The sequence below is a fragment of the Saccharopolyspora mangrovi genome (assembly GCF_035320975.1).
Lineage (GTDB): Bacteria > Actinomycetota > Actinomycetes > Mycobacteriales > Pseudonocardiaceae > Saccharopolyspora > Saccharopolyspora mangrovi.
The window spans coordinates 102582-125256 of the sequence record NZ_JAWLNX010000007.1 but is presented as its reverse complement, the minus strand read 5'-3'; the positions used below and the strand labels follow the sequence as shown (position 1 = coordinate 125256).

Genomic DNA, 22675 nt, shown 5'->3' with positions numbered 1-22675 from the left:
GCCCCGCGCCCGGCGGCCTTGGCGGGGGGGGGCGGGGCGCGCCCCTCCGCACCCCCCCGCCCCCACTCGATGCCGGTGTAGAAACTACCGCCGAACCACCTGTCGATGACAGGGTTCGTTGATCACGTGGTGGCCACACCTTCAGCACGAGCCGCCTTCGCCACCGCGGCGCTGACCTCGGGGGCGACCCGCGGGTCCAGCGGCGAGGGGACGATGTAGTCCGCGCTGAGGTCGTCGGCGGCCACGGCCGCGATGGCCTCGGCCGCGGCGACCTTCATGCCGTCGGTGATGCGCCGCGCACCCGCGTCCAGCGCTCCCTTGAAGATGCCGGGGAACGCCAGCACGTTGTTGATCTGGTTCGGGAAGTCGCTGCGCCCGGTGGCGACCACCGACGCGTACTTGCCCGCGATCTCCGGGTGGATCTCCGGGTCCGGGTTCGACAGCGCGAAGACGATGGAGTCCTCGGCCATCGAGGCCACCTGCTCCTCGGGGACCTGCCCGACCGAGACACCGATGAACACGTCCGCGCCGCGCATCGCCTCGGCGGGGCCGCCGGTGATGCCGCGCGGGTTGGTGAACTCGGCCAGCTCCTGCTTGATCGGGGTGAGCCCGTCGCGCCCGGCGCTGATCACGCCGCGCGAGTCGAGCACGATGATCTCCCCGACACCCGCGGTGTGCAGGATCTTCGCGCAGGCGACACCGGCAGCACCCGCGCCGGAGATGACCACGCGCAGCGATCCCAGCTCACGACCGGCGACCCGGGCGGCGTTGCGCAGCGCGGCCAGCACCACGACGGCGGTGCCGTGCTGGTCGTCGTGCATGACCGGGCAGTCCAGCGCCTCGACGACCCGGCGCTCCAGCTCGAAGCAGCGCGGGGCGGAGATGTCCTCCAGGTTCACCGCGCCGAACGAGGGCCGCAGCCGGACCAGGGTCTCCACGATCTCGTCGACGTCGTTGGTGTCCAGGACCAGCGGGATCGAGTCGAGCCCCGCGAAGGTCTTGAACAGCGCGGACTTGCCTTCCATGACCGGCAGCGAGGCCTTCGGCCCGATGTCGCCCAAGCCGAGAACCGCCGACCCGTCGCTGACCACGGCGACCAGCCGCTGCGTCCAGGTGTAGCGGTCGGCCAGGGACGGATCGCTCGCGATCGCCCGGCTGACCTGCGCCACCCCGGGGGTGTACGCGATCGACAGGTCGCGCGCGCTGTCGAGCGGGGCGGTCACCGCAGCGGTGAGTTTGCCCCCTTCGTGCGCGGCGAAGATCTCTTCGTGGGTCAGCTCGGCACCGATTCCATTGGCGGTGCCCTCGTTCATGGTGGTCACGGCGTCCCTCCTGTTGCCATGCCTGCGGCCCGAGCACAATCCGAGCCGGGCGGATGCGGCCTTCTGCGGCCGCTTTCGACGCCGACCTCCCGGGCGTACCGGTGAAGGAGGCGTCTTTCGAATTACCGGAACCGGCCATCCTGTTCGGACAGCGGCTCCGGTGGACGCTGCGGTCCAGTTAGTGTGCCAGCCCTTTGATTCCGTGTCAGCGACAGGGATCACACGCTTCACCAGCAAAAAGGCGAGATCTTTACGGATCCGCACAGTACGTGCGTCACATTTTCCGAACACGAGATGCAGTACGCGCGTCCTGTTTGCAATTCGCAGTTATGCGGTACAACTGTCCTGTTTCGGAATCTGAATCGAAACTGTTTGGAAAAGCACGAGAGCCCACCTCACCTTTTCCGCGATGCGATCGAGCACGGGAACCCACCGCCCCACCGAACGCGCCCCGATCACGCCTCCTAGGCTCGGCGCTCGTGCAGGTACGTCGACTCGAGATCACCGGGGCGTTCGAATTCACCCCGAAGGCCTTCCCGGATCACCGCGGGCTGTTCGTCGCCCCGTTCCAGGAGCAGGCGTTCACCGAAGCCACCGGGCACCCGCTGCGCTTGGCCCAGACCAACCACAGCGTCTCGGCCCGCGACGTCATCCGCGGCGTCCACTTCGCCGACACCCCGCCCGGCCAGGCCAAGTACGTCTACTGCCCGCAGGGCGCGCTGCTGGACGTGGTCGTCGACGTCCGCGTCGGCTCCCCCACCTTCGGCCGGTGGGAAGCGATCCACCTCGACTCCACCCAGCACCGGGCCGTCTACCTGGCCGAAGGGCTCGGGCACGCGTTCCTGGCCCTCACCGACAACACGGTCATGAACTACCTGTGCTCCACCGGTTACAACCCGAGCGGCGAGCACGGCATCAACCCGCTGGACCCCGAGCTCGGCCTGCCCTGGGCCGCCGAGCTCACCGGCGAAGCGATCCTGTCCGAAAAGGACCGCAACGCCCCCACCCTCGCCGAAGCCGCCGACAGCGGCCTGCTGCCCGACTTCAACACCTGCCTGGCGCACTACGAGTCGCTGCGCACCGCGGAGTGAGGAGGGGAACCTTCCCGTCATTCCCGCGGCGGTGACAGGAAGGTTCCCATCCTCAGCGCACGCGGCCCGGCGACGGCCACAGCCGCCAGCGCACCACTCCCAGCACCTGCGCCGGGCCGAGGTCTCGGGAGTCGGTGGAGCCGAAACCGTTGTCGCCCTCCACGTGCCAACCGCCGGTCTCCCGGCGCACGGCGCGCTTGACCGACAGCTGATCGGGACGGTGCTCCCACCGCACCAGCACGACGTCACCCGCACGGGCGTGATCGCCGGTCCGGAACACCACGACGTCCTGGTCCCGCAGTGTGGGAACCATCGAGGGTCCACGAACCCGCAACCTGCGCAACGGCCACCGCCCGAGCGATTTCACCGGCACCTCCAGTAGGACGTCGAGGATCTTCAAGAGTAGGGTCGGCCTCGTCGGAGCACTCACTGTCAGGGAGGAATCATGCGACTCCTGTCGCGCATCCTCGGCCCCCGCCTGGAGGCGACCGCGCACTGCGACCTTCCGTGCGGCGTTTACGACCCCGCGCAGGCGCGGATCGAGGCCGAGTCGGTCAAGGCGATCCAGGAGAAGTACCAGGGCAACGAGGACCCGGAGTTCCGCACTCGCGCGATTCTGATCGCCGAGCAGCGCTCCGAGTTGGTCAAGCACCACCTGTGGGTGCTGTGGACCGACTACTTCAAGCCCCCGCACTTCGAGAAGTACCCGCAGCTGCACGAGCTGGTCAACAAGGCCACCAAGGCCGCCGGTGCCACCGGCACCAAGGGTTCGATGGACCCGGCCAAGGGCCAGGAGCTGCTGGACTACATCGCTGAGATCGACAAGATCTTCTGGGAGACCAAGAAGGGCTGATCTCCAGCAGCCATTGAGGACGCCGACCGGCGAGAAAGCCGGTCGGCGTTCTTTTTTGCGCTCATCGGCCCCATCACCGGAGTGGCAGGAAGGTTCCCACGCTCACTCCCGCCGGAACTGCGCGAAAGGTTCCCACGCTCACGTCGCAGCGCGCGGGAGGTTCCCATGCGGCCGCCGGTGACGATCATGCGAGGGCCGTTTCGCGGTCATAGGCTGGCCTGCACGGACATCGTCGTCTCGGGGAGTTGCAGCCATGACCACGGCATGCCGCGAGCACACCGGTCACGACCACCAGCACGGACCCGGCTGCGGGCACGTCGCCGTTCCGCACGGCGACCACGTCGACTACGCCCACGACGGGCATCTGCACGTCGACCACGGCGGGCACTACGACGAGTGCGAGGTCGGTGGCCACCAGGAGCACGGGTCCCACGAGCACGTGCACGGCGAGAACTGCGGGCACGTCGCCGTTCCGCACGGCGACCACGTCGACTACATCCACGACGGGCACCGGCATGCCGCGCACGGGGAGCACTACGACGAGCACTGACCGATGTGGACTCGGTGACCCGGGTGACGTCGTCGTGCGGAACGCGTGCGGGTCCGTACGCTGCGATCCGTGGAGCAGCGCGTCTACATCCTCCGGCACGGCACCACCGAGTGGTCCCTGACCGGCCAGCACACCAGTCGCACCGACATCCCCCTCACCGTCGAAGGTGAACTGCGGGCGCGCCAAGCGGGGCAGGTGCTGACGGCGTTGCGGCCCGCCGGGCCCGTGCTGGTGCTGTGCAGCCCGCGCGAGCGCGCGCAGCGCACCGCCGATCTCGCCGGGCTCTCCGACGTGGTCACCGAACCGCTGCTGGTGGAGTGGGATTACGGCGACTACGAGGGTCTGACCACCGAGCAGATCCGCGAGACCGACCCGGACTGGACGGTGTGGAGCCACCCCTGCCCCGGCGGCGAGACCGCCTCCAACGTCGCCACCCGGGCCGACGACCTGCTGACGCGCGTGCGCGAAGCCGGCCGCGACGTGGTGCTGGTCGGGCACGGGCACTTCAGCCGCTGCCTCATCGCCCGCTGGCTGAACCTGCCGATCTCCGCAGGTGTGCACTTCGCGCTCGATCCCGCCGGGATCACCGTCCTCGGGCACGACCGGGGCGTTGCGCAGATCCACCGCTCCAACGTCCCCGCCTGGCAGCACGGCTGAGACCTGCCGCGATCCCCGTCGGGCCCGCTGCGCAGAATGGGACCGGAGGACCAGATCGGCAGGCTGTGGAGGACGGGATGATCCGGCGGGCTCGCGAGGACGACGTGGCGACGATGGTGGAGCTGGTGCACGAGCTCGCCCGCTACGAGGAGGAACCCGACTCCTGTCACCTGACCGAGGAGCAGCTGCGGACCGCGCTGTTCGGCCCGGACCCGGCGCTGTTCGGCCACGTGGCCGAAGTGGACGGTGCTGTCGTCGGGATGTCCCTGTGGTTCCTGAACTTCTCCACGTGGGAGGGCGTGCACGGGATCTACCTGGAGGACCTCTACGTGCGGCCGGAGCAGCGGGGTTCGGGACTGGGCAAGGAGCTGCTGCGGACTCTGGCGCGGGAGTGCGTCGAGCGCGGCTACGCGCGGCTGGAGTGGTCCGTGCTGGACTGGAACGAACCCTCCATCGCCTTCTACAAGGCCCAGGGCGCCTTCCCTATGGACGGCTGGAGTGTCTACCGGCTCACCGGCGAGGCCCTGAGCGCCTTCGGGGGCTGAGTCAGTCGTCGCGTGCGTCGGGCGCCATCGAGGCGTGGAACGACCACTCGCGGCCCGCGCGGTTGAACAGGAACCACAGCACGGCGACCGCGGGCACGGCGATGATCAGGCCGATCAGCGGCCGGCCGGACGGGCCGGCGGCGTACCAGGCGGTGCCGAGCAGCAGCAGCTGCAGCAGCAGCGCGGGAGTGCGGGCCCAGTGCTTGCCCTTGATCAGGCCGATGCCCGCGGCCAGCACGCCGGCGGCCAGCAGGGCGTAATAACCGGCCTCACCCCAGGTCTCGCCGCGTTCGAGCTGGCCGACGCCGCCGAGGTCGGTCGAGGTGCTGCGGACCAGCAGCGCCACGACGAACAGCAGGCCCACCACCGCCTGCAGCGTGGTCAGCAAGCCTGCGATGCGCACGGTGCGGGGAACGGTCTCGGTGGACAAGAGGGGCCTCGCTTCAACCGGGGCCGCGACCCCGCTAGTGACTCTGCGTGTGCGCTTTCGATGGTAATACCGCCCGATCGCCGCATAGCTGCCGCAGGCCCGGGGACGACATGATCGACTCATGGCTGAAGCGGCGTTCGCGGAAATCGGGGTGTCCGTCGATCTCGCCGCGTGCACGTCGGCAGCCGGTGGACAGCGCTCGGGTGCGTTCCGGGGTTACGCATCCGGCCGTCACCGGAAACCGGTGGTCAACGGCGCGAGGCACCCGCTCCTGGTGCGCTCAGACGCCGCTCCCGCCCGTGCCGCGCACCTCGGCCGGTCCCGTTCCGCGTCCGAGCCGGAGGTGACCGGGCAGCCCAGTTGAGACTTCACCGCGCGTGGAACCGAGCCCCCGCGCTGGACGGACACGAATCCGTCTCGCTTAGGCTTCGGTTGTGCGCGCCGTTCTCGTCGTCAACCCGCAGGCGACCTCCACCACAGCCAGTGGCCGCGATGTTCTCGCCGCCGCCCTGGCCAGCGTGCTGAAGCTGGACGTCGTGGAGACGCGGCACTTCGGGCACGCCTCGGAGGCCGCGAGCGATGCCGTGCGGGACGGTGCGGACCTGGTCATCGCGCACGGTGGCGACGGCACGGTCAACGAAGTGGTCAACGGCATGTTCGAGGTCGCCGGGCCCGGCGACACCTCGATGCCGACGCTGGGCGTGGTCCCCGGCGGATCGGCGAACGTCTTCGCCCGCGCGCTCGGCCTGCCCAAGGACCCGGTCGACGCCACGCACCACCTGATGCGCGCGCTGGCCGATCGCAGCACGCGGCAGGTCGGGTTGGGCAAGGCCGACGAGCGGTGGTTCACCTTCAACGCCGGCATCGGCTGGGACGCCGAGGTGGTCGCCGAGATGGAGCGCCAGCGGGCCCGCGGCCGCGAGGCGACCCCGGCCCTGTATGCCCGGATCGCCCTGGCTTGCTACTTCCGGATGGCCCGCGAGGAGCCGAAGCTCACCTTGCAAATCGGTGACGAAGCACCGAGTGAGCTACTACACAGCGTGTTCGTCTCCAACACCGACCCGTGGACCTACTTGGGCTCCACTCCGGTGCGCATGAGCCCCGAGACCAGCTTCGACACCGGTCTCGGCGTGTTCGCGCTGCACAAGATGAGCGCTTACCCTGTGTTGCGACACGTAGCGGAAATGCTACGCGGTAGAGGGAAACCACACGGAAGAAACTCAATTCAGGCTGCGGATGTGCCCCATCTACGCGTAGCCTGTACGGAGCCGTTGCGCCTGCAGGTGGACGGCGATTGCCTGGGTGAGCGATCGGCGATCGAGTTCTCCTCAGTCCCGAACGCTCTCCGCGTCGCTGTATAACCTTCTCGTAACGGATGGACGTCGCTGCCGACTCATGACCCCCGTCTGAGTCCGGGAGCACACCGAAACCCCTGGTCAAGCCTGTCGATCTTTCAGGTGAGTTGGCTCACCGCTCGAGATCGACCTCTTGACATCGCGGCAGTTCGTGAAAGCATTCACAAGCACACGGACTCCGTGAAAGCATTCACAAACACCCCGAACGAACTATCGGCGCGCGTGGGCGCGCCTAGCGAGGAGCAAGGAACAATGGACTGGCGCCACGATGCGGTTTGCCGTGACGAGGACCCGGAGCTGTTCTTCCCGGTTGGGAACAGCGGTCCTGCTGTGCTGCAGATCGCCGAGGCGAAGGCCGTATGCCGCCGTTGTCCGGTTGCCTCTCAGTGCCTGGCGTGGGCACTCGAGAGCGGCCAGGACGCCGGTGTCTGGGGCGGCATGAGCGAAGACGAGCGGCGTGCCCTCAAGCGGCGCAACGCTCGCACCCGGGCGCGCACCAACGCCTGAGTAGCAGCTCGCTGAGCACGTGGCCGGTCGGTCGCACCCCCGGTGACCGACCGCCCGTCTCGCCCCGGCCGCAACGGCCTCGCACCGTGAACTGACCCACCCCGACTAGTAGCTCTCGGCCGATCAGCGTCGATGTCGGTCCCGCAGTTCCAGCCGATCTCCCCATCGTGACGGGGTAGCCGGAACCGGGAAACCGACCCGATCGGCCCGACGTCCCAGGCGCGTTGGGATGTCACCCGAGCGATCGACGCACCAGCGTGGCGCCCAGCATACGGGCCGTCACCGTCGGTACTTCAGAGGCACCCGCAAAACCGCCTCGGTACCACGTTGATGACCGCGGCCACGCAAGCTCAACGACCCGCGGAGCTCCGACTCCACGAGGGTCCGCACGATCTGCAGGCCGAGGCGTTCGGCGCGCTCGAGGGAGAAGCCCTTCGGCAGGCCACGCCCGTCATCCGAGATGACGACGTCGAGCCAGCGCGCCGAACGCTCCGCCTGTACCACCACTTCCCCGCCCTGCCCTTCCGGGAAGGCGTGCTCGAAAGCGTTCTGCACCAGCTCGGTCAGGACCATCACCAGCGGCGTGGCCAGTTCCGCCGAGACCACTCCGAACTTCCCGCCGCGGCTGACCTTCACCCCGGTTTCGGCGACGGCGACATCGCTCATCATCGGGATCACCCGGTCCACGACGTCGTCCAGGTCGACCCGCTCGTCCACCGACATCGACAGCGTCTCGTGCACCAGCGCGATCGAGGTGACCCGCCGCACAGATTCGTCCAGCGCCAGCCGGGCCTCGTTGTTGCCGGTGCGCCGCGACTGCAACCGCAGCAGCGCCGCCACGGTCTGCAGGTTGTTCTTCACGCGGTGGTGGATCTCGCGGATCGTGGCGTCCTTGGACATCAACGCCCGGTCCCGCCGCTTGACCTCGGTGACGTCGCGGACCAGCACCAGCGCGCCGGCCGACTGGCCGCGCGGGCGCAGCGGCAGCGCGCGGAACAGCACCGTCGCGCCCCGCGCCTCGGCTTCGATGCGCATGCTGGGCTCGCCGCCCATCGCCCGCCGCACCCGCTGCGCGACCTCGTCGGCGTCGAAGGGGTCGTTGAGCAGCGACCGGGTCAGCGGCGCCAGCTGCGCGCCCACCAGGTCCGCGGCGTGGCCCATGCGGTGGTAGGCCGACAGGGCGTTGGGGCTGGCGAATACGACCGTGCCGGAGTTGTCCAGCCGGATGAGGCCGTCACCGACGCGCGGACTGGTGTGCACGTCGGGCGCGGGTTCCGGCGTCGGGAAGGTGCCGTCGGCGACCATCTGGCACAGGTCGGCGGCGCTGCCCAGGTAGGAGATCTCCAGCGGGCTGGGCACTCTCGGCACGGCCAGGTTCGTGTCGCGGCTGAGCACCGCCACGATCTCGTCGCCCAGCTTCACCGGGATGGTCTCGCGCCGGACCGGCACTCCCAGGTGCCAGCGCGGGTCCTCCTCGCGGCAGATGCGGCCCTCCAGGGCGGCCCGCCGCAGCTGCGGGTGGTCGTCCTGGGTGACCTCGGAGCCGACCACGTCCTCCGGGTGCGCGGTGGGCGCCGTCGTGGGACGGGCCTGCGCGACGCACAGGAAGCGGTCCTCCGGTGCCTCCGACGGGCCGATCGGCACCCACATGATGAAATCCGCGAACGACAGGTCGCTCAGCAGCTGCCACTCGGCGACCACCAGCTGCAGGTGGTCGGCGGCGGTGCCGGACAGTCCCGTGTGTTCGGCGAGAAGATCACTCAGCGTGGACAAGCAGGCCCTCCGGTCGGCTCCTCGGCCATCTCTTCCTCCTCGTCACGGCGGCCATCGGCCCCCGCTTAGGAAACCACGAGCGCCACCACCCGCCGACGGCAGGTATCGGACATGGCAGACTGGAACCTCGAAATCCCAGCGGAGACCGGGTGTCAGTTGATCACTCGCGGTCACCGGTCTGGAGTGAAGCTCGACTTTCGAGGGAGTCGCCTTATGGGCAAGCGCGCGCGCAAGAAGAAGGACCGGCGCAAGAACAAGGCCAACCACGGCAAGCGCCCCAACTCGTGATCTCGGCGGCTTCCGCCGCGACCGAGAAGCGAAGGGCCCCGGATCGAGAAGATCCGGGGCCCTTCGCGTTGAGGGTGCGTCAGCGCTTCTTCTTCTTGTTGTCGGCTCGGGCTGCGGCTCGACGTTCGCGGCGGGTGCCGCCACGGGCCTCGGGGCCGTCCGCGGCCTGGTTGGTCTGCACGTCACCGGTCTCGCTCGGGCCGGAGTAGCTCAGCCGCTGGTTCTCCGGTGCCTGCAGGCCACCGCCGCGCAGCGCGGTCGGGGGCTGCTCGCCCTCGGCGGGACCACCGGCGAGCTGGCTCAGCGCCGGGCCGGCCGAGGCGGGCTTGGCGCGCCGGGCACGTGCGCCCTGGGGCTGAGCGCCCGCCTGCGGGACCTGCGGAGTCTGCGGGACCTCGGGGACTCCGTTGCCCGCCTGGCTCACCGAGACCGGCACAGCGGGCTGTTCCGGGGCCGGTTCGGGTTCGGCGGCCTCGACCTGGACGTTGAACAGGAAGCCGACCGACTCCTCCTTCAACGCGTCCAGCATGGCGCCGAACATGTCGAAGCCCTCGCGGCGGTACTCGATCAGCGGGTCGCGCTGCGCCATCGCGCGCAGGCCGATGCCCTCCTTGAGGTAGTCCATCTCGTAGAGGTGCTCGCGCCACTTGCGGTCCAGGACGCTGAGCAGCACGCGCCGCTCCAGCTCCCGCATCGCGCCCGGGCCGACCTTGCCGTCGACCTCGGCCTCGCGCTTGGCGTAGGCCTCCTTGGCGTCGGCGGTGATCAGCTCGAGGAGGTGCTCCTTGCTGAGGTCGTCGTCCTCCTCGACCAGCCTCTCCCAGCTGAGGCCGACCGGGTACAGCGAACCCAGGGCCTTCCACAGCTTCTCGAAGTCCCAGTCCTCGGCGTAGCCGGCGGAGGTCTCGGCGTCGACGTAGGCGGTGATGACGTCGTTGAGCATGTGCATGACCTGGTCGTGCAGGTCCTCACCGGCCAGGACCCGGCGGCGCTCGTCGTAGATGACGGTGCGCTGCTGGTTCATCACCTCGTCGTACTTGAGGACGTTCTTGCGGATCTCCATGTTCTGCTGCTCGACCTGCGTCTGAGCGCTGCGGATCGCGCGGGAGACCATCTTGTGCTCGATCGGGACGTCGTCGGGCACCTTCAGGCGCGTCATGACGGTCTCGACCATCGCGGAGTTGAAGCGGCGCATGAGCTCGTCGCCCAGCGACAGGTAGAAGCGGGACTCGCCCGGGTCGCCCTGACGGCCGGAACGACCGCGCAGCTGGTTGTCGATGCGGCGGGACTCGTGCCGCTCGGTGCCCAGCACGTAGAGGCCGCCGGATTCGCGGACGCGGTCGGCTTCGGCGTCGACCTGCGCCTTGATCTTCTCGACCACGGCGGGCCACTCGGCCTCGTACTGCTCGCGGTGCTCCACCGGGTCCAGGCCGCGCTGGCGCAGTTCGGCGTCGGCGAGGTGGTCGGTGTTGCCGCCCAGCACGATGTCGGTACCGCGACCGGCCATGTTGGTGGCTACGGTGACCGCGCCCAGGCGACCGGCCTCGGCGATGATCGCGGCCTCGCGCTGGTGGTTCTTCGCGTTGAGCACGTTGTGCGGGATGCCGCGCTTGGTGAGCAGCTTCGACAGGTACTCGGAGCGCTCGACGCTGGTGGTGCCGACCAGGACCGGCTGGCCCTTCTCGTGGCGCTCGGCGATGTCGTCGGCGACGGCCTCGAACTTGGCGGGCTCTCCCTTGTAGACCAGGTCGGGCTGGTCCAGGCGGGCCATCGGCTCGTTGGTGGGGATGGGCACCACGCCGAGCTTGTAGGTGCCGTGGAACTCGGCCGCCTCGGTCTCGGCGGTACCGGTCATGCCGCCCAGCTTGTCGTAGAGGCGGAAGAAGTTCTGCAGCGTGATCGTGGCCAGGGTCTGGTTCTCGGCCTTGATCTCGACGCCTTCCTTGGCCTCGATCGCCTGGTGCATGCCCTCGTTGTAGCGGCGGCCGGCCAGGATTCGGCCGGTGAACTCGTCGACGATGGACACCTCGCCGTCGCGGACGATGTAGTCCTTGTCGCGCTGGTAGAGCTCCTTGGCCTTGAGCGCGTTGTTGAGGTAGCCGACCAGCGGCGTGTTGGCGGCCTCGTAGAGGTTCTCGATGCCGAGCTGGTCCTCGATGATCGACACGCCCTCTTCGGTGACGCCGACGGTGCGCTTGCGCTCGTCGACCTCGTAGTGCTCGTCGCGCTTGAGGAGGGGGGCGAGCCGGGCGAACTCCTGGTACCAGCGGGACGACTGGTCGGCGGGGCCGGAGATGATCAGCGGCGTCCGGGCCTCGTCGATGAGGATGGAGTCGACCTCGTCGACCACGGCGAAGTGGTGGCCGCGTTGCACGCAGTCGGCGAGGCTCCAGGCCATGTTGTCGCGCAGGTAGTCGAAGCCGAACTCGTTGTTGGTGCCGTAGGTGATGTCCGCGGCGTAGGCCTGGCGGCGCTGCTCGGGGGTCATCTCGGCGAGGATCGCGCCGACCTCGAGGCCGAGGAAGCGGTGCACGCGGCCCATCCACTCGGCGTCGCGCTTGGCGAGGTAGTCGTTGACTGTGACCACGTGCACGCCTTCGCCGGTGATGGCGTTGAGGTAGGCGGGCAGCACGCAGGTCAGGGTCTTGCCCTCACCGGTCTTCATCTCGGCGATGTTGCCCAGGTGCAGGGCGGCACCGCCCATCAGCTGCACGTCGAAGTGGCGCTGGCCGAGGGTGCGCTTGGCGCCCTCCCGGGCGATGGCGAAAGCTTCGGGAAGCAGCTCGTCCAGCGACTCGCCGTCGCTGTAGCGGCGCTTGAACTCGTCTGTCTTGCCCCGCAGCTCGGTATCGGACAAACCGACGACGGTGTCTTCGAGCTCGTTGATGTGCGCTGCGATGGCGCGCAGGCGCTTGAGCATCTTGCCCTCGCCGGCGCGGAGCAGTCGGGACAGGACCATCCGGTCGACCTCGCTAGCTGATCGTGACGCGTCCGTCACGGACGCTTTGTGGCCATCGTATTAGAGCTGGCTGTGGGGGTGTGCCCTGTGTCGTTCCAGCGTTGGCGGACCGCAACGCACGGCTGTCCCCCGCGAACCACCGTACGCGGGGGACAGCCGTGTGGGTCGGGCGTGGCGCAGACTCGCCCTTCCGCGTCGGGCGAGCGGCGTCAGCCGCTTTCTCCTCCTAGGCCTCGGCGAGCCGGAGCACGCCGTAGTCGAATCCCTTCCTGCGGTAGACGACGCTGGGGCGGCCGCTGTCGGCATCCGCGAACAGGTAGAAGTCGTGCCCCACCAGTTCCATCTGGTAGAGGGCCTCGTCAACGGTCATCGGTTTGGCCGAGTGCTCTTTCTCGCGCACGATCTGCCCGGGGGCGTACTCGTCCTCTTCGGTCATGCGCTGTCCCGGCACCTCGGCGGCGTGCTCGGGGGCTTCCTGGGGCGCTTCGAGCAGCGCGGTGCGGCCTTCGGCCGCGCCGGATGCGGATCCGATCGAGCCGGTCACGACCGACCGGTCCGCCATCGCTGCGGTCGCCTCTGCCACGGAAGTGGGGTTGTGCTGTCCGTAGTGCACCTTTCTACGGTCGTGCATGCGCCGGAGCCTGCTCTCCAGCTTGGTCGTCGCGGCGTCGAGCGCGGCGTAGAAGTCGCCTGCACAGGCTTCGGCGCGGATGGGAGCGCCTTTGCCCTTCAGAGTGATCTCGACTCGCTGGCAGTTCTTGGCCTGGCGGGGGTTCTTCTCGTGGAACAGTTCCACTTCCGCCCGGATGGCCTTCCGGTTGTACCGCTCAAGCCGGGTCATCTTGGTGTTGACGTGCTCCCGGTAGTGATCGGGAACCTGAACGTTACGACCCTTGACGACGATATCCATTCACGACCTCCGTTCCTTGCATGCTCCGTAGGCGAGGTGTGCACGGGGGCGCCTTTGAAAAGGAGATCAGCTCGCTTAAGGCGCCAGGGACACGGGTTTTCGCTCCTTCCCTCCGCCTCGGTCGGCCGGATTGGTTCGCCACGTTAGCTCGGTTTATCGATTTGTGACACCCCCTCAGACGGACGAAGTCAAGCATCCACCGAGAGTGATGTTTGCAGCCGAAAGCACCAGATCACGCTGCGTGGCAAGCGTGCCCGGAGTGAGCCGCCGAAAGGGTGTTTCACCCGTTCGGGTAAGTAGCGTCGTCGCTCTGCGCAGGGTGGCGACCAGACTGTTCACCCAGCTCACACCCGGAGAACGAACGCGGGGTCCGTTCGGTTCCTGGTCCGATCAGGTTTCACGTTTTCACCCGAGGAGCTCAACCCGCCGTCGCGGTCAGGACCAGCACCAGCGCGACCGGACGCTGCGCGGCATCGAGGGTGGACACGGCGCCGGCGACCGTCGCGCCGGTCGTCACCACGTCGTCGAGCAGCGCGATCTGCGCGCCGGGCGGCGGCAGGCCTCGCGGGCGCGGCAGCACCCGCCCGGAGAGGTTGTCGAGCCGCTGCTGCGGGGTGAGCCCCGCCGAGTCCGCGGCGCCCGGCGCGATCACCAAGCAGTCCGCCACCCGCGCCGGCATCCTCGCGGCGGTCAGCTCGGTGGCCGCGTGGTGCGCGATCCGGGCCATGTGGGCACCGCCGCGCCGTCGCGACGCCACGGCTCGCGACGGCGCCGGGACCAGCCACCACTCGTCCCCCGGCGGGCGGTCGCTGGTGATCGAGCGGAGCGCGACGGCCAGCTGCGCGCCCAGCGGAGCGGCGAGATCGCGGCGGTTCGACTCCTTGTAGGCCAGCACCGCCCGGCGCGCCGTGCCCCGGTACCGGCCGAGGGCGAACACCGGCGGCGCGTCGCCGAGCAGCGGCCGGTGCACCCGGCGGAGCGCGCCCAGCGCGCCCGCGCACTCCCGGCACCACGCGGTGCCCGCGACGTCGCAGCCGACGCAGTGCTGCGGCAGCAGCAGGTCGACCAGGCCGGAGATCGCTTCGCGAAGTCGGGTGAGCACCGGCCGATCATGGCGCGATCGCCGACCCGACTCACCGGCGCGTGTCGGCCGATCAGCCCGGGTAGAACGGGATCGACGCGCCCCCGATCGGGGCGTCCATCAAGGACCAGACGTCGTCGGTGTCCTGCGCCTGCCAGATCCCGTGGCGGTCGGCGACCACCACCTGCCCGCCCGGGCCGACGGTGACCGCGGTCAGCGGCTGGCCCAGGTTGGCCGTGGTGTAGGGCTCCCACCGGAAGCCGTCCACCGACAGGTCGAAGACCGGGAAGTTGTTGCTGTCTGTGATCGCCACGAGCGATTCGTCCTGCCGCCACTCGACGCCCGTGACCCGCGTGTCCTGCGGTGCGCGCAGCACGACCGGTCGCTGCAGCACGGCGTGACCGTCCTGCTCGGCGATGCCGGCGATCACCACGTGGCCGTCGATCACCGCCGCGGCGCGGGTGCCGTCGCGGGACAACCGCAGGTCGGTGATGGGCCTGCCGGGCGGCAGCGCTCGGGTGTCGACGGTCTGCGGCGTCCACTCGCCGCCGGTGTCGACCACGCGCACCACGTCACGGCCGTCGACAACGGTCCAGGTCTCCTCCTCGCCGCGCCAGGTCGGCTTGCTCATGTAGTTGCCGACGGTGGGCATCTCGGCGAGCTGCTCGCCGAAGTCGCCCACGCGCAGCGCCACACCGCCCGGCCGCCGGGTGACCGCGGAGAGCTTGTCGCCGTGCGGCGACCGGCCGGCGCGGACCACGTCGTACTCGCCGGAACCGGCGGGTCCGGAGATCGGCCGGGCCTGCCGGTCGAGCACCAGGACGCGCTCGTCGACCACGGCCAGGCCGGGCAGGTCGGGGCGCTGCAGGTTGTCGGTCTCGTAGTTCACCAGGTCGGTGGGCCGCAGGTCCTTGCCGTCGGAGAGCAGCGGCATGCCCTCCTCCTTGATGCGCACGCGCGCGCTGCTGACGCCTTCGAGCGTGTAGACGATCTGCGCGGCGATCAGCCTGCGGGTGTCGGGCGTGACCTCGCCGAGCTGGCTGAGGTTGACCTCCAGCGCGCCGTCGGCGGCCTCGCTGGTGTTGGTCTTGGGGTGCACGCCCTGCGGGATGGCGGTGCGCATCGCCTGCCGCATGCCCTCCGACGGACCGGAGGTGAGCAGGTCGATGACCCGGCGCGGCATCGTGCTGGCCGGCTGGGACACCACGTAGCGCAGGTCGGGGGCGACGCCGGTGAGGTCGTGGTCGAGGAAGTAGACCGGGACCGGCCGGAAGATGCCGCTGAAGGACGTCTTGCTGACGACCATCTCCTGAGGCGGGTTGGTGATCCGCCACTGGCCGTTGCCCTGGCGCTCCACCCGCACGTCCACGGTGAGCTCGCCGGACTCGGGCACGAAGGAGGAATCGGCCAGCAGCCTGCCGACCCGGTCGGCCCGCAGCGTCACCAGCTGCACGCCCTCGGGCAGCGGCTGCGGCGGGGTGGCCGGGATGGTGTCGACGTTCTCCACGATCAGCATGCCCGGCGGCGGGGTCCAGTTCCGCTCGATCGCCGGCGCCAGGTGCTTGCGGGCGGACTCGTGGTTGCTGGCGGGCGAGGCGGCCTTGTCGACGAAGCTGCGCACCAGCGCCAGCGGGTCGATGTCGTCCGGCGGCGGGTTGATCGGGGTCGTGGTGTTGCTGCCGTCGACCTCCTTGACCGCCTTGGGTTCGGAGCTCTCCGGGATCGACGCGCAGGCCGACACCGACAGCAGCAGGACCAGCAGGGCCGCCAGCCGGCGTGATCGGTGCGCGCCCATCACTTCTCCTCCCAGGACTCTTCGGTGAGGCGGGCGGGCCCTTGGTCGCGGACCTCCTGCTCGCCCTCCCCTTCGGACGGTCGTTCCACCCCGGTGGCCAGCAGGGCTTCGGGGGCGGCGATGCGCCGGGTGCTGGGCAGCGACAGCGGGCTGGTCTCGGGTTCCTTGCCGGGCTTGCGCGGCAGCGTCAGCCGGAAGCAGGAGCCCTCGCCCGGTTCGCCCCAGGCGTCGAGGGTGCCGCCGTGCAGCCGGGCGTCCTCCAGGCTGATCGACAGGCCGAGCCCGGTGCCGCCGCTGCGCCGGTTCCGGGAGGGGTCGGCGCGCCAGAAGCGGGTGAACACCAGCTCGGCCTCGCCGCTGCGCAGGCCCACGCCGTAGTCCCGGACGGTGACCGCGACGGCCTGCTCGTTGCCGCCGAAGCGCAGCTCGACGGGGCCGCCTTCGGCGTGGTCGATGGCGTTGGCGACGAGGTTGCGCATGATGCGCTCGACGCGGCGGGCGTCGGCGACGATGTTGAGGTCGGTGCCGTCGGCGGGTGCGAACACGCGGAGTTCGACGCCGCTGGTGTCGGCGATGGCGCGCACCGATTCGGCGGCGCGCTCGGAGATCTCGTGCAGGTCGAGCTTCTCGGCGGCCAGGTCGGCCACGCCCGCGTCGAGCCGGGAGATCTCCAGCAGGTCGGCCAGCAGCAGTTCGAACCGGTCGAGCTCGTCGACGAGCAGCTCGGTGGAGCGGGACAGGCCGGGCGGGAACTCCTCGCGGGAGGCGTGCAGCACGTCGGCGGCCATCCGGACCGTGGTCAGCGGGGTCCGCAGCTCGTGCGAGACGTCGGAGGTGAAGCGGCGCTGCAGCTGGCCGAACTCCTCCAGCTGGGTGATCTGCTGCTTGAGGCTGTCGGCCATCTCGTTGAACGACTCGGCGAGCCGCGCGACGTCGTCCTCGCCGATCACCCGCATCCGCTTGTCCAGGTCGCCTTCGGCGAGCTGCTCGGCGATCTGCGCGGCCTGCCGCACCGGGCGCACCACCTGGCGGGTCACCAGGTTGGTGATCGCGCCCAGCAGCGCCAGCAGCACGATGGCGCTGACCAGCAGGGTCCGCTGCATGACGGCGAGGGTGGTCTGCTCGGCGGTCAGCGGGAACAGCAGGTAGATCTGCAGCGGGCGGGTCGCGCTGGACACCGGGGTGCCGACGATGACCATCGTGACCGGGCCGTTGTCGCGCTGCACCGTGTAGATCTTGGTGGCGAGCTGGCCGCGCTCGACGAATCCGCGCAGGTCCTCCGGCACGTCCTCGATGGGACCGGCCGCGGGCTGCTTGCTGCGCTCACCGGGAGCTCGGCCGTCGACCAGGACCGGGGTGAAGGCGCCCGCGACGGTCTCGGTGGTCGACTGGCCGGACGAGGAGGTGGTCAGCCGGTTCAGCGCGGCCTGCAGCTGCTCGGCGACGCTGTCGGAGTTGGGGTCGACGGCGGTGAGCTCGCGTTCCAGGATCGGCAGGCTGACCTCGGCCTGCTGGATCGCGGCGCGCTCCTTGGAGTCCAGCAGCTGCGAGGTGATCTGCCACTGCAGCACCATGCCCAGCACGATCACCACGGCCAGCGACAGCGCGAGGGTGCTGACCACCACGCGCAGCTGCATCGACCGCCGCCACAGCGCCTCGAAGCGGTGCCAGCGGGCGCGCGTCTCCTCGCGGACACGACCGCTCACCCACCGCAACCAGCGGCTCTGGCGCGTCCACACGCTCACGGCAACCGTCCTTTGGGCAGCACCTGCTTCGACACCACCGGCAAGCGGCGGAGCCGCTTCCTCTGTACCCCACCCTCGCAGCCGGCACCGCCGCGGGTTCTGAGACGTCGTCTGGCGAGTACGCCGCGACGCCGCGTATTGACATACTCAAGGAGTGGCGCACGGAGTCCAGACGGCGTCTCAGGTTCCGCTACCCGCACCGCCAAGCAAAGCAACCACTGGAACAAGATTCATCACGGGGGGCCGGCTTTGTAGCCGACACCGCGGACCGTGAGCACGACCTCGGGGCGTTCCGGGTCGCGCTCGACCTTGGAGCGCAGGCGCTGCACGTGCACGTTGACCAGGCGGGTGTCGGCCGCGTGCCGGTAGCCCCAGACCTGTTCGAGCAGCACTTCGCGGGTGAACACCTGGCGCGGCTTGCGGGCCAGCGCGACCAGCAGGTCGAACTCCAGCGGGGTCAGCGCGATCGGCTGGCCGTCGCGGGTGACCTCGTGGCCGGGGACGTCGATGATCACATCGCCGATGGTGAGGACCTCGGCGGGCTCGGCGTCGGTGCGGCGCAGCCGGGCGCGCAACCGGGCGACGAGCTCCTTGGGCTTGAAGGGCTTGACGATGTAGTCGTCGGCGCCGGACTCCAAGCCGAGGACGACGTCCACCGTGTCGCTCTTGGCGGTGAGCATGACGATGGGCACCACGGACTCGGTCCGGATCGCCTTGCAAACGTCGATGCCGTTCATGCCGGGCAGCATCAGGTCCAGCAGGACCAGGTCGGGTTTGAGCTCGCGCAAGGCGGGCATCGCCTTGGTGCCGTCGCTGACGACGGCCGTCTCGAACCCCTCTCCCCGGAGCACGATGGTCAGCATTTCGGCCAGGGCCGGATCATCGTCCACCACGAGCACGCGTGCCTTCATGCACCACATCGTTGCACTTGTCACTTGGCGTCCGTGCATCCACCCGCCGGGTGTCGTCGCAGGTCGCGAACTCGACACCGGATTAGCGGAACCAGTACCGCCGAATGGAGCAGCATCGCTGTGGTGTGGACTTCAAGCCTCAGCTCAGGACGTGCGCGTCGACCAGGGCCCCGAAGTCGACGTCGGCGGCGCCGTCGACGACGACCCACCGGCTCCACCAGCCGGCGTCGGCGAGCTCGGCGTAGACCTCGGCGCAGCGCTGCTGGAGCGGGGTGTCGGATTCGAAGCGGTCGCGGGCCCGGTCGGCTTCGGTGCGCTCGCGGTGCTCGGCGCGGCCGGCGGCGACCTCGGCGGGCACCCGCAGCAGGATCTGCAGGTCCGGTTCGGGCAGCCCGAACCGGGTGATCTCCAGGTCGCGGACCCAGGCGGTGAACTCGCCGTCGGCGTGCTGGTGCAGCCGCGCGGCGCCGTAGGCGGCGTTGGAGGCGACGTAGCGGTCCAGCAGCACGACGTCGTGGGCGTCGAGGTCGGCGCGCAGCGCGTCGGCCGCCGCCCTGCGGTCCAGCGCGTAGAGGACGGCCATGCCGTGCACCGAGGACCCGAGGTCGCCGTGCTCGCCGCGCAGGGCTTCTGCGACGAGTTCGGCGTGCACGTCCTCGCTGTAGCGCGGGAACGCCGCGCTCGACACGGTGCGCCCCCTGGCGGTCAGCTCCGCGGTGATCCCCCTGGCCAGAGTGCGCTTCCCGGCGCCGTCCAGTCCCTCGATGACGATGAGTCGTCCCACGTCGGAAACGTTAGCCGAGGCCGGCGGGCACCTTTCGCCGACACCGGTGCAGCTCCGCAAAACGATCGAAATCATGACAGCACCTGCCGGGACGATCACAATCGTTCGCGTAGAGGTCGCCATGTGCGGGCTCGCGATGGAGAATCACCACGGCGTTCGATGATCACGACCTGCTCGGGAGGACCCCTGTGCAAGTACCCGGGCCCGACACCCGCGTCGTTGAGCTGCGCGTGCACGGCATCCTCGGCACCACCGGCGACGAGCTGACCGACTCGGTGGCGTCGGTGGACGTGGCCGGGGACGGCGTGGGGCGCATCATGCGGCCGGCCGACCGGCTGCGGCGTCCCGTTCCGGGCCCGATGCTCAACGCCGGTGATCGCTCGGTGCCCCGGATCGTCGAGGGCTACGTGTGGGGCGCGATGACCTCGGGTGGGCTGGCGAAGGCCACCTGGGCGCTGCTGTTCCCGTTCGCGCTGGCCAACATGGCGCACTGGATGCTGCCGCCGACGCGCACCGACAACCCGGTCAGCCGCTGGTTGTGCTCGGCGCTGCGCGGGCTGCTGCGGATCTCCGCGCTGCTGCTGACGATGCTGATGGTCGCGCAGCTGACCGTGATCGGGCTCGACCTGGTGGCCGCGCAGTGCCTGGCGCCCGGCGCGCGGTGCATGGGTTTCGTGCCGGAGGCGCTGCGCGGTGTCGACGTGCTGCGCTCGGTCGTGCTGCTGCTCCCGGTGGTGCTGGTCGTGGTGCTGATGCACCGGCTGTCCACTGTGTCCTGGCGGGTTTCGGCGCCGAAGGACGACAGTCCGCAGCACTCGGCGTTGGCGCCGATGCTGCCGGGCGGCAACGTGGTGTCCGATCCGGACACTCCCGCGCTGCGCGCGCTGCACGTGGCGGCGGCGTTGTCCACTGTGGCCCTGGTGGCGCTGGGCGGCCCCCTGTCGTGGAGCTTCGACCCCCGCTGGCTGGTGGCGGCGGCGCTGCTGGTGGTCTCGGTCGTGGGCACCGCGGGGTTGGACGATCCGGCGGGGATGCGGGAGACCAGCAGGGTTTTCCGGGCGCTGCTCGGGCGGCGGTCCCGGCAGGTGCTGATGTCGGTCGCGGGTGCGCTGGTCGCGTCGGTGGCGCTGCTGCCGGGTGAGCTGGTGGGTCCCTTGCCCGGTTCCGGCGCGACGATCGACACCATCACCGCGCTGCTGGTGCTGACCTGCGTGGCGGTCGCGGTGCTGCTGGTCCCGGCTTCGCTGCTGGCGCGCAGCGAGTGGAAGTCCTCGCCGAAGCAGCTGCGGCCGTGGGCCGGTGGCTGGATGAGCGCGCCGGTGCTGATGCTGGCGGCGATGCTGGGCAACGGTTTCGGCGCGGGTCTGGCGCTCAGCGTCCGGCAGACGCTGAGCGTGCCGCGGTCCCCTGGCGCGGCTCCGCTGCAGCTGCCCGCGGCGTTCGACGACGTGACGATCTTCTGGGGCACCGCCGTGGTGCTGCTGGCCGTCGCGCTGCTGGTGGCGGTGCCGTGGCTGCTGGTCCGGCGGTTCCGGCGCAGCGAGGACGGCGACCCCATCCCGGACGAGGTGGCGCTGCTGCACGCCGGCCGCAAGGAGGACCAGCGCAAGGCCGCGAGCGCCTGGAAGTTCGCCGACCTGCAGCGCCGCTACTCGCACCAGTTGTTCCTGGTGATCGCCGGGGTGCTGACGGTCAGCACGGCTGCGAGCCTGGCGGCCCGGTTCGCCGGGATGCCGCGGACCTCGTGGTTGAGCGCGATCGGCGTGATCGCGCTGGCCGGTCTGGCGGTCGGGTTGCTGCGCATGGTCTTCCTCGCGGCGACGAAGCGGGACACCGCCCGCTACCTGGGCGTGCTGGGCGATCTGGCGTTGTTCTGGCCGCGCGAGGCGCACCCAGTGGTGCCGCCGTGCTACGCGCTGAAGGTGATCCCGGAGCTCGCCGACCGCGCCACCGAGCACCTGTCGGACCCCAACACGCGCGTGGTGCTGGTCGGTCACAGCCAGGGCAGCCTGCTGGCGGCGGTCGCGGCCGCACGGTTGCTGGAGACGCTGCCGGAGTCCGACCGCGAGCGCGTGGGCCTGGTGACGGCGGGTTCGCAGCTGCAGTGGGCTTATCCGCGCGCCTTCCCGGGCGTGGTGCCGCACTCGGCGCTGCGGGACCTGGCCGGTGGGTTGGGCGACCGGTGGCGGTCGCTGTGCCGGGGGACGGACTCGCTGGGCGGGGCCGTGACCACCTGGAACCGGCAGGTCTACAACGGGATGCTGATCGGTGTCGGGCTGCGCGGCGACGGCACGGAGGGCCCCTTGCCCGCGGCGACGCGCGGTCCGACGGGTGCTCTGGTGCTCGGTGGCGACCACTGGCTGCCGGATCCGCAGCGGGGGCCGTTCTCGTGCCGCCGGTGGCTCCCTGGCGTGCTGGGGCATTCGGACTACAGCGGTGATCCGGAGTGGGATCGCGCGGTGGCGATGGCGGCGGGCCTGGAGCGGCCGGTTCGCGGTGCGGCGCTGCCGCTGTCGACGCCGGAGGCCCCGCAGATCCCGTCCGCGCCCGATCCTCGCGCGATCGGTTCCGGGACGTCGCTGGAGCCGCAGGGCGACGACGGCGGGTCGATCTCCGACTCGGTCGAGGAGCTGCCCCAGCGCGCACCGGGCGAGACCGCGGCCAAGTCCAAGCGCGGCAGGTCGATCCGGTCGTTGCGCAAGGGAGCGGCCGAGGCCGAGGTCCCGCAGCAGCAGTCGCACGAGGAGCAGGCGGAGACCGCGGAGGACGCCCCGGAGCTGCCGGCCCAGCAGGACTCCGAGCCCCGCTCGGAGCCGTCGGTGCTCCCGGAGATCACCGAGCCCCGCGGCCGCATCGCCCCGTGGGAGCGGGGCTCCTCCCTCCGCTCCAGCGACAGCTGACCTGCAGCGACCCGCCGCCGGGCTCCAGTTCCTGCCTGCTCGACCGCGCCCCTCGCACCACGCGCGAGGGGCGCTTCGCACCTCAGCCGCGGATACCGCTGAGGCGGCGACGGTCCCCGTCACCAGCGGACAGCTCCCGCCACGACGTCCTCTTTGTCCGGTCGGTTTCAGCGGAAAACCGCCCGCTGGAGGCAACAGCTCGAAGAGGCCCTGGAACGC

20 protein-coding genes are annotated in these 22675 nt (G+C 70.2%); 9 read left to right on the top strand and 11 right to left on the bottom strand.

Translation table 11 applies throughout. The features are described 5' to 3' along the window. Positions 1-122: 122 nt before the first annotated feature. Positions 123-1322, bottom strand: coding sequence for an NAD(P)-dependent malic enzyme (locus tag R4I43_RS12350; RefSeq protein WP_407691233.1), 1200 nt, complete (start codon positions 1320-1322; stop codon positions 123-125). Between the two features lie 479 nt (positions 1323-1801). Between R4I43_RS12350 and R4I43_RS12345 the strand changes: the two genes are divergently transcribed. After that, entirely contained in the window at positions 1802-2413 is a 612-nt protein-coding gene (locus R4I43_RS12345) for a dTDP-4-dehydrorhamnose 3,5-epimerase family protein (RefSeq protein ID WP_324265730.1), read from the top strand. A gap of 52 nt (positions 2414-2465) precedes the next feature. Here R4I43_RS12345 and R4I43_RS12340 read toward each other — a convergent pair whose 3' ends face one another. Next, entirely contained in the window at positions 2466-2780 is a 315-nt protein-coding gene (locus R4I43_RS12340) for a S24 family peptidase (RefSeq protein ID WP_324265729.1), read from the bottom strand. A gap of 78 nt (positions 2781-2858) precedes the next feature. Here R4I43_RS12340 and sodN point away from each other — a divergent pair, with 78 nt between their 5' ends. The 4 genes from sodN (at position 2859) to R4I43_RS12320 (ending at position 5018) form a co-directional block, all read left to right on the top strand. Further along, positions 2859-3266, top strand: a complete 408-nt coding sequence (gene sodN / locus R4I43_RS12335; protein WP_324265728.1) for a superoxide dismutase, Ni — start codon at positions 2859-2861, stop codon at positions 3264-3266. A gap of 253 nt (positions 3267-3519) precedes the next feature. Further along, positions 3520-3816, top strand: a complete 297-nt coding sequence (locus R4I43_RS12330) for a hypothetical protein (protein WP_324265727.1) — start codon at positions 3520-3522, stop codon at positions 3814-3816. A gap of 69 nt (positions 3817-3885) precedes the next feature. Continuing rightward, positions 3886-4473, top strand: coding sequence for a histidine phosphatase family protein (locus R4I43_RS12325; RefSeq protein ID WP_324265726.1), 588 nt, complete (start codon positions 3886-3888; stop codon positions 4471-4473). A gap of 77 nt (positions 4474-4550) precedes the next feature. After that, a complete protein-coding gene (locus R4I43_RS12320; protein WP_324265725.1) occupies positions 4551-5018 on the top strand; it encodes a GNAT family N-acetyltransferase in 468 nt (155 codons plus the stop codon). A gap of 1 nt (position 5019) precedes the next feature. On the opposite strand, the gene R4I43_RS12315 is transcribed toward R4I43_RS12320, so the two are convergent. Beyond that, positions 5020-5448: a hypothetical protein gene (locus tag R4I43_RS12315; RefSeq protein WP_324265724.1), complete on the bottom strand. Its 429-nt coding sequence runs from the start codon at positions 5446-5448 to the stop codon at positions 5020-5022. 434 nt (positions 5449-5882) lie between these two features. On the opposite strand from R4I43_RS12315, the gene R4I43_RS12310 reads away from it, so the two are divergent. After that, positions 5883-6809, top strand: a complete 927-nt coding sequence (locus R4I43_RS12310; protein ID WP_324265723.1) for a diacylglycerol/lipid kinase family protein — start codon at positions 5883-5885, stop codon at positions 6807-6809. A gap of 246 nt (positions 6810-7055) precedes the next feature. After that, positions 7056-7310 (top strand): WhiB family transcriptional regulator, encoded by a 255-nt coding sequence (locus R4I43_RS12305; RefSeq protein ID WP_093413759.1) that lies wholly within the window; start codon positions 7056-7058, stop codon positions 7308-7310. 279 nt (positions 7311-7589) lie between these two features. Here the strand turns inward: R4I43_RS12305 and R4I43_RS12300 are convergent, their stop codons facing one another. Beyond that, positions 7590-9083 carry a PAS domain-containing sensor histidine kinase gene (locus tag R4I43_RS12300; protein WP_093413760.1) on the bottom strand — a complete coding sequence of 498 codons (1494 nt, stop codon included), beginning with the start codon at positions 9081-9083 and terminating at the stop codon, positions 7590-7592. A 213-nt stretch (positions 9084-9296) separates the two neighbouring features. Between R4I43_RS12300 and R4I43_RS34305 the strand changes: the two genes are divergently transcribed. Then, positions 9297-9371, top strand: a complete 75-nt coding sequence (locus R4I43_RS34305; RefSeq protein ID WP_372448851.1) for a 50S ribosomal protein bL37 — start codon at positions 9297-9299, stop codon at positions 9369-9371. Between the two features lie 79 nt (positions 9372-9450). Here the strand turns inward: R4I43_RS34305 and secA are convergent, their stop codons facing one another. The 7 genes from secA to R4I43_RS12260 all read right to left on the bottom strand — a co-directional run bounded on the left by secA (position 9451) and on the right by R4I43_RS12260 (position 19556). Beyond that, complete coding sequence (gene secA / locus R4I43_RS12290; RefSeq protein ID WP_324265884.1) at positions 9451-12330, bottom strand: preprotein translocase subunit SecA; 2880 nt, start codon at positions 12328-12330, stop codon at positions 9451-9453. A 226-nt stretch (positions 12331-12556) separates the two neighbouring features. Further along, positions 12557-13240: a ribosome hibernation-promoting factor, HPF/YfiA family gene (hpf, locus tag R4I43_RS12285; RefSeq protein WP_324265721.1), complete on the bottom strand. Its 684-nt coding sequence runs from the start codon at positions 13238-13240 to the stop codon at positions 12557-12559. Between the two features lie 418 nt (positions 13241-13658). Further along, positions 13659-14342 (bottom strand): ComF family protein, encoded by a 684-nt coding sequence (locus R4I43_RS12280; RefSeq protein WP_324265720.1) that lies wholly within the window; start codon positions 14340-14342, stop codon positions 13659-13661. 52 nt (positions 14343-14394) lie between these two features. After that, positions 14395-16116, bottom strand: coding sequence for an LpqB family beta-propeller domain-containing protein (locus R4I43_RS12275; protein WP_324265719.1), 1722 nt, complete (start codon positions 16114-16116; stop codon positions 14395-14397). After that, positions 16116-17855 carry an MtrAB system histidine kinase MtrB gene (gene mtrB / locus R4I43_RS12270; protein WP_407691238.1) on the bottom strand — a complete coding sequence of 580 codons (1740 nt, stop codon included), beginning with the start codon at positions 17853-17855 and terminating at the stop codon, positions 16116-16118. Before mtrB ends, R4I43_RS12275 begins: the two co-directional genes overlap by 1 nt. Before the next feature lie 239 nt (positions 17856-18094). Beyond that, entirely contained in the window at positions 18095-18772 is a 678-nt protein-coding gene (gene mtrA, locus R4I43_RS12265) for an MtrAB system response regulator MtrA (RefSeq protein ID WP_132672453.1), read from the bottom strand. Positions 18773-18911: 139 nt separating this feature from the next. Continuing rightward, positions 18912-19556 carry a dTMP kinase gene (locus tag R4I43_RS12260; protein WP_324265718.1) on the bottom strand — a complete coding sequence of 215 codons (645 nt, stop codon included), beginning with the start codon at positions 19554-19556 and terminating at the stop codon, positions 18912-18914. Positions 19557-19744: 188 nt separating this feature from the next. On the opposite strand from R4I43_RS12260, the gene R4I43_RS12255 reads away from it, so the two are divergent. Continuing rightward, on the top strand, positions 19745-22456 hold the full coding sequence (locus R4I43_RS12255) for a hypothetical protein (RefSeq protein WP_324265717.1): 2712 nt from the start codon (positions 19745-19747) through the stop codon (positions 22454-22456). Positions 22457-22675 lie beyond the last annotated feature (219 nt).

Excerpts from the sequence above, each read along its gene's own strand:
- sodN (WP_324265728.1), top strand. The coding sequence starts at position 2,859 with ATGCGACTCCTGTCGCGCATCCTCGGCCCCCGCCTGGAGGCGACCGCG.
- R4I43_RS12330 (WP_324265727.1), top strand. The coding sequence starts at position 3,520 with ATGACCACGGCATGCCGCGAGCACACCGGTCACGACCACCAGCACGGA.
- R4I43_RS12320 (WP_324265725.1), top strand. The coding sequence starts at position 4,551 with ATGATCCGGCGGGCTCGCGAGGACGACGTGGCGACGATGGTGGAGCTG.
- R4I43_RS12305 (WP_093413759.1), top strand. The coding sequence starts at position 7,056 with ATGGACTGGCGCCACGATGCGGTTTGCCGTGACGAGGACCCGGAGCTG.
- secA (WP_324265884.1), bottom strand. The coding sequence starts at position 12,330 with ATGGTCCTGTCCCGACTGCTCCGCGCCGGCGAGGGCAAGATGCTCAAG.
- hpf (WP_324265721.1), bottom strand. The coding sequence starts at position 13,240 with ATGGATATCGTCGTCAAGGGTCGTAACGTTCAGGTTCCCGATCACTAC.
- R4I43_RS12275 (WP_324265719.1), bottom strand. The coding sequence starts at position 16,116 with ATGGGCGCGCACCGATCACGCCGGCTGGCGGCCCTGCTGGTCCTGCTG.
- mtrA (WP_132672453.1), bottom strand. The coding sequence starts at position 18,772 with ATGAAGGCACGCGTGCTCGTGGTGGACGATGATCCGGCCCTGGCCGAA.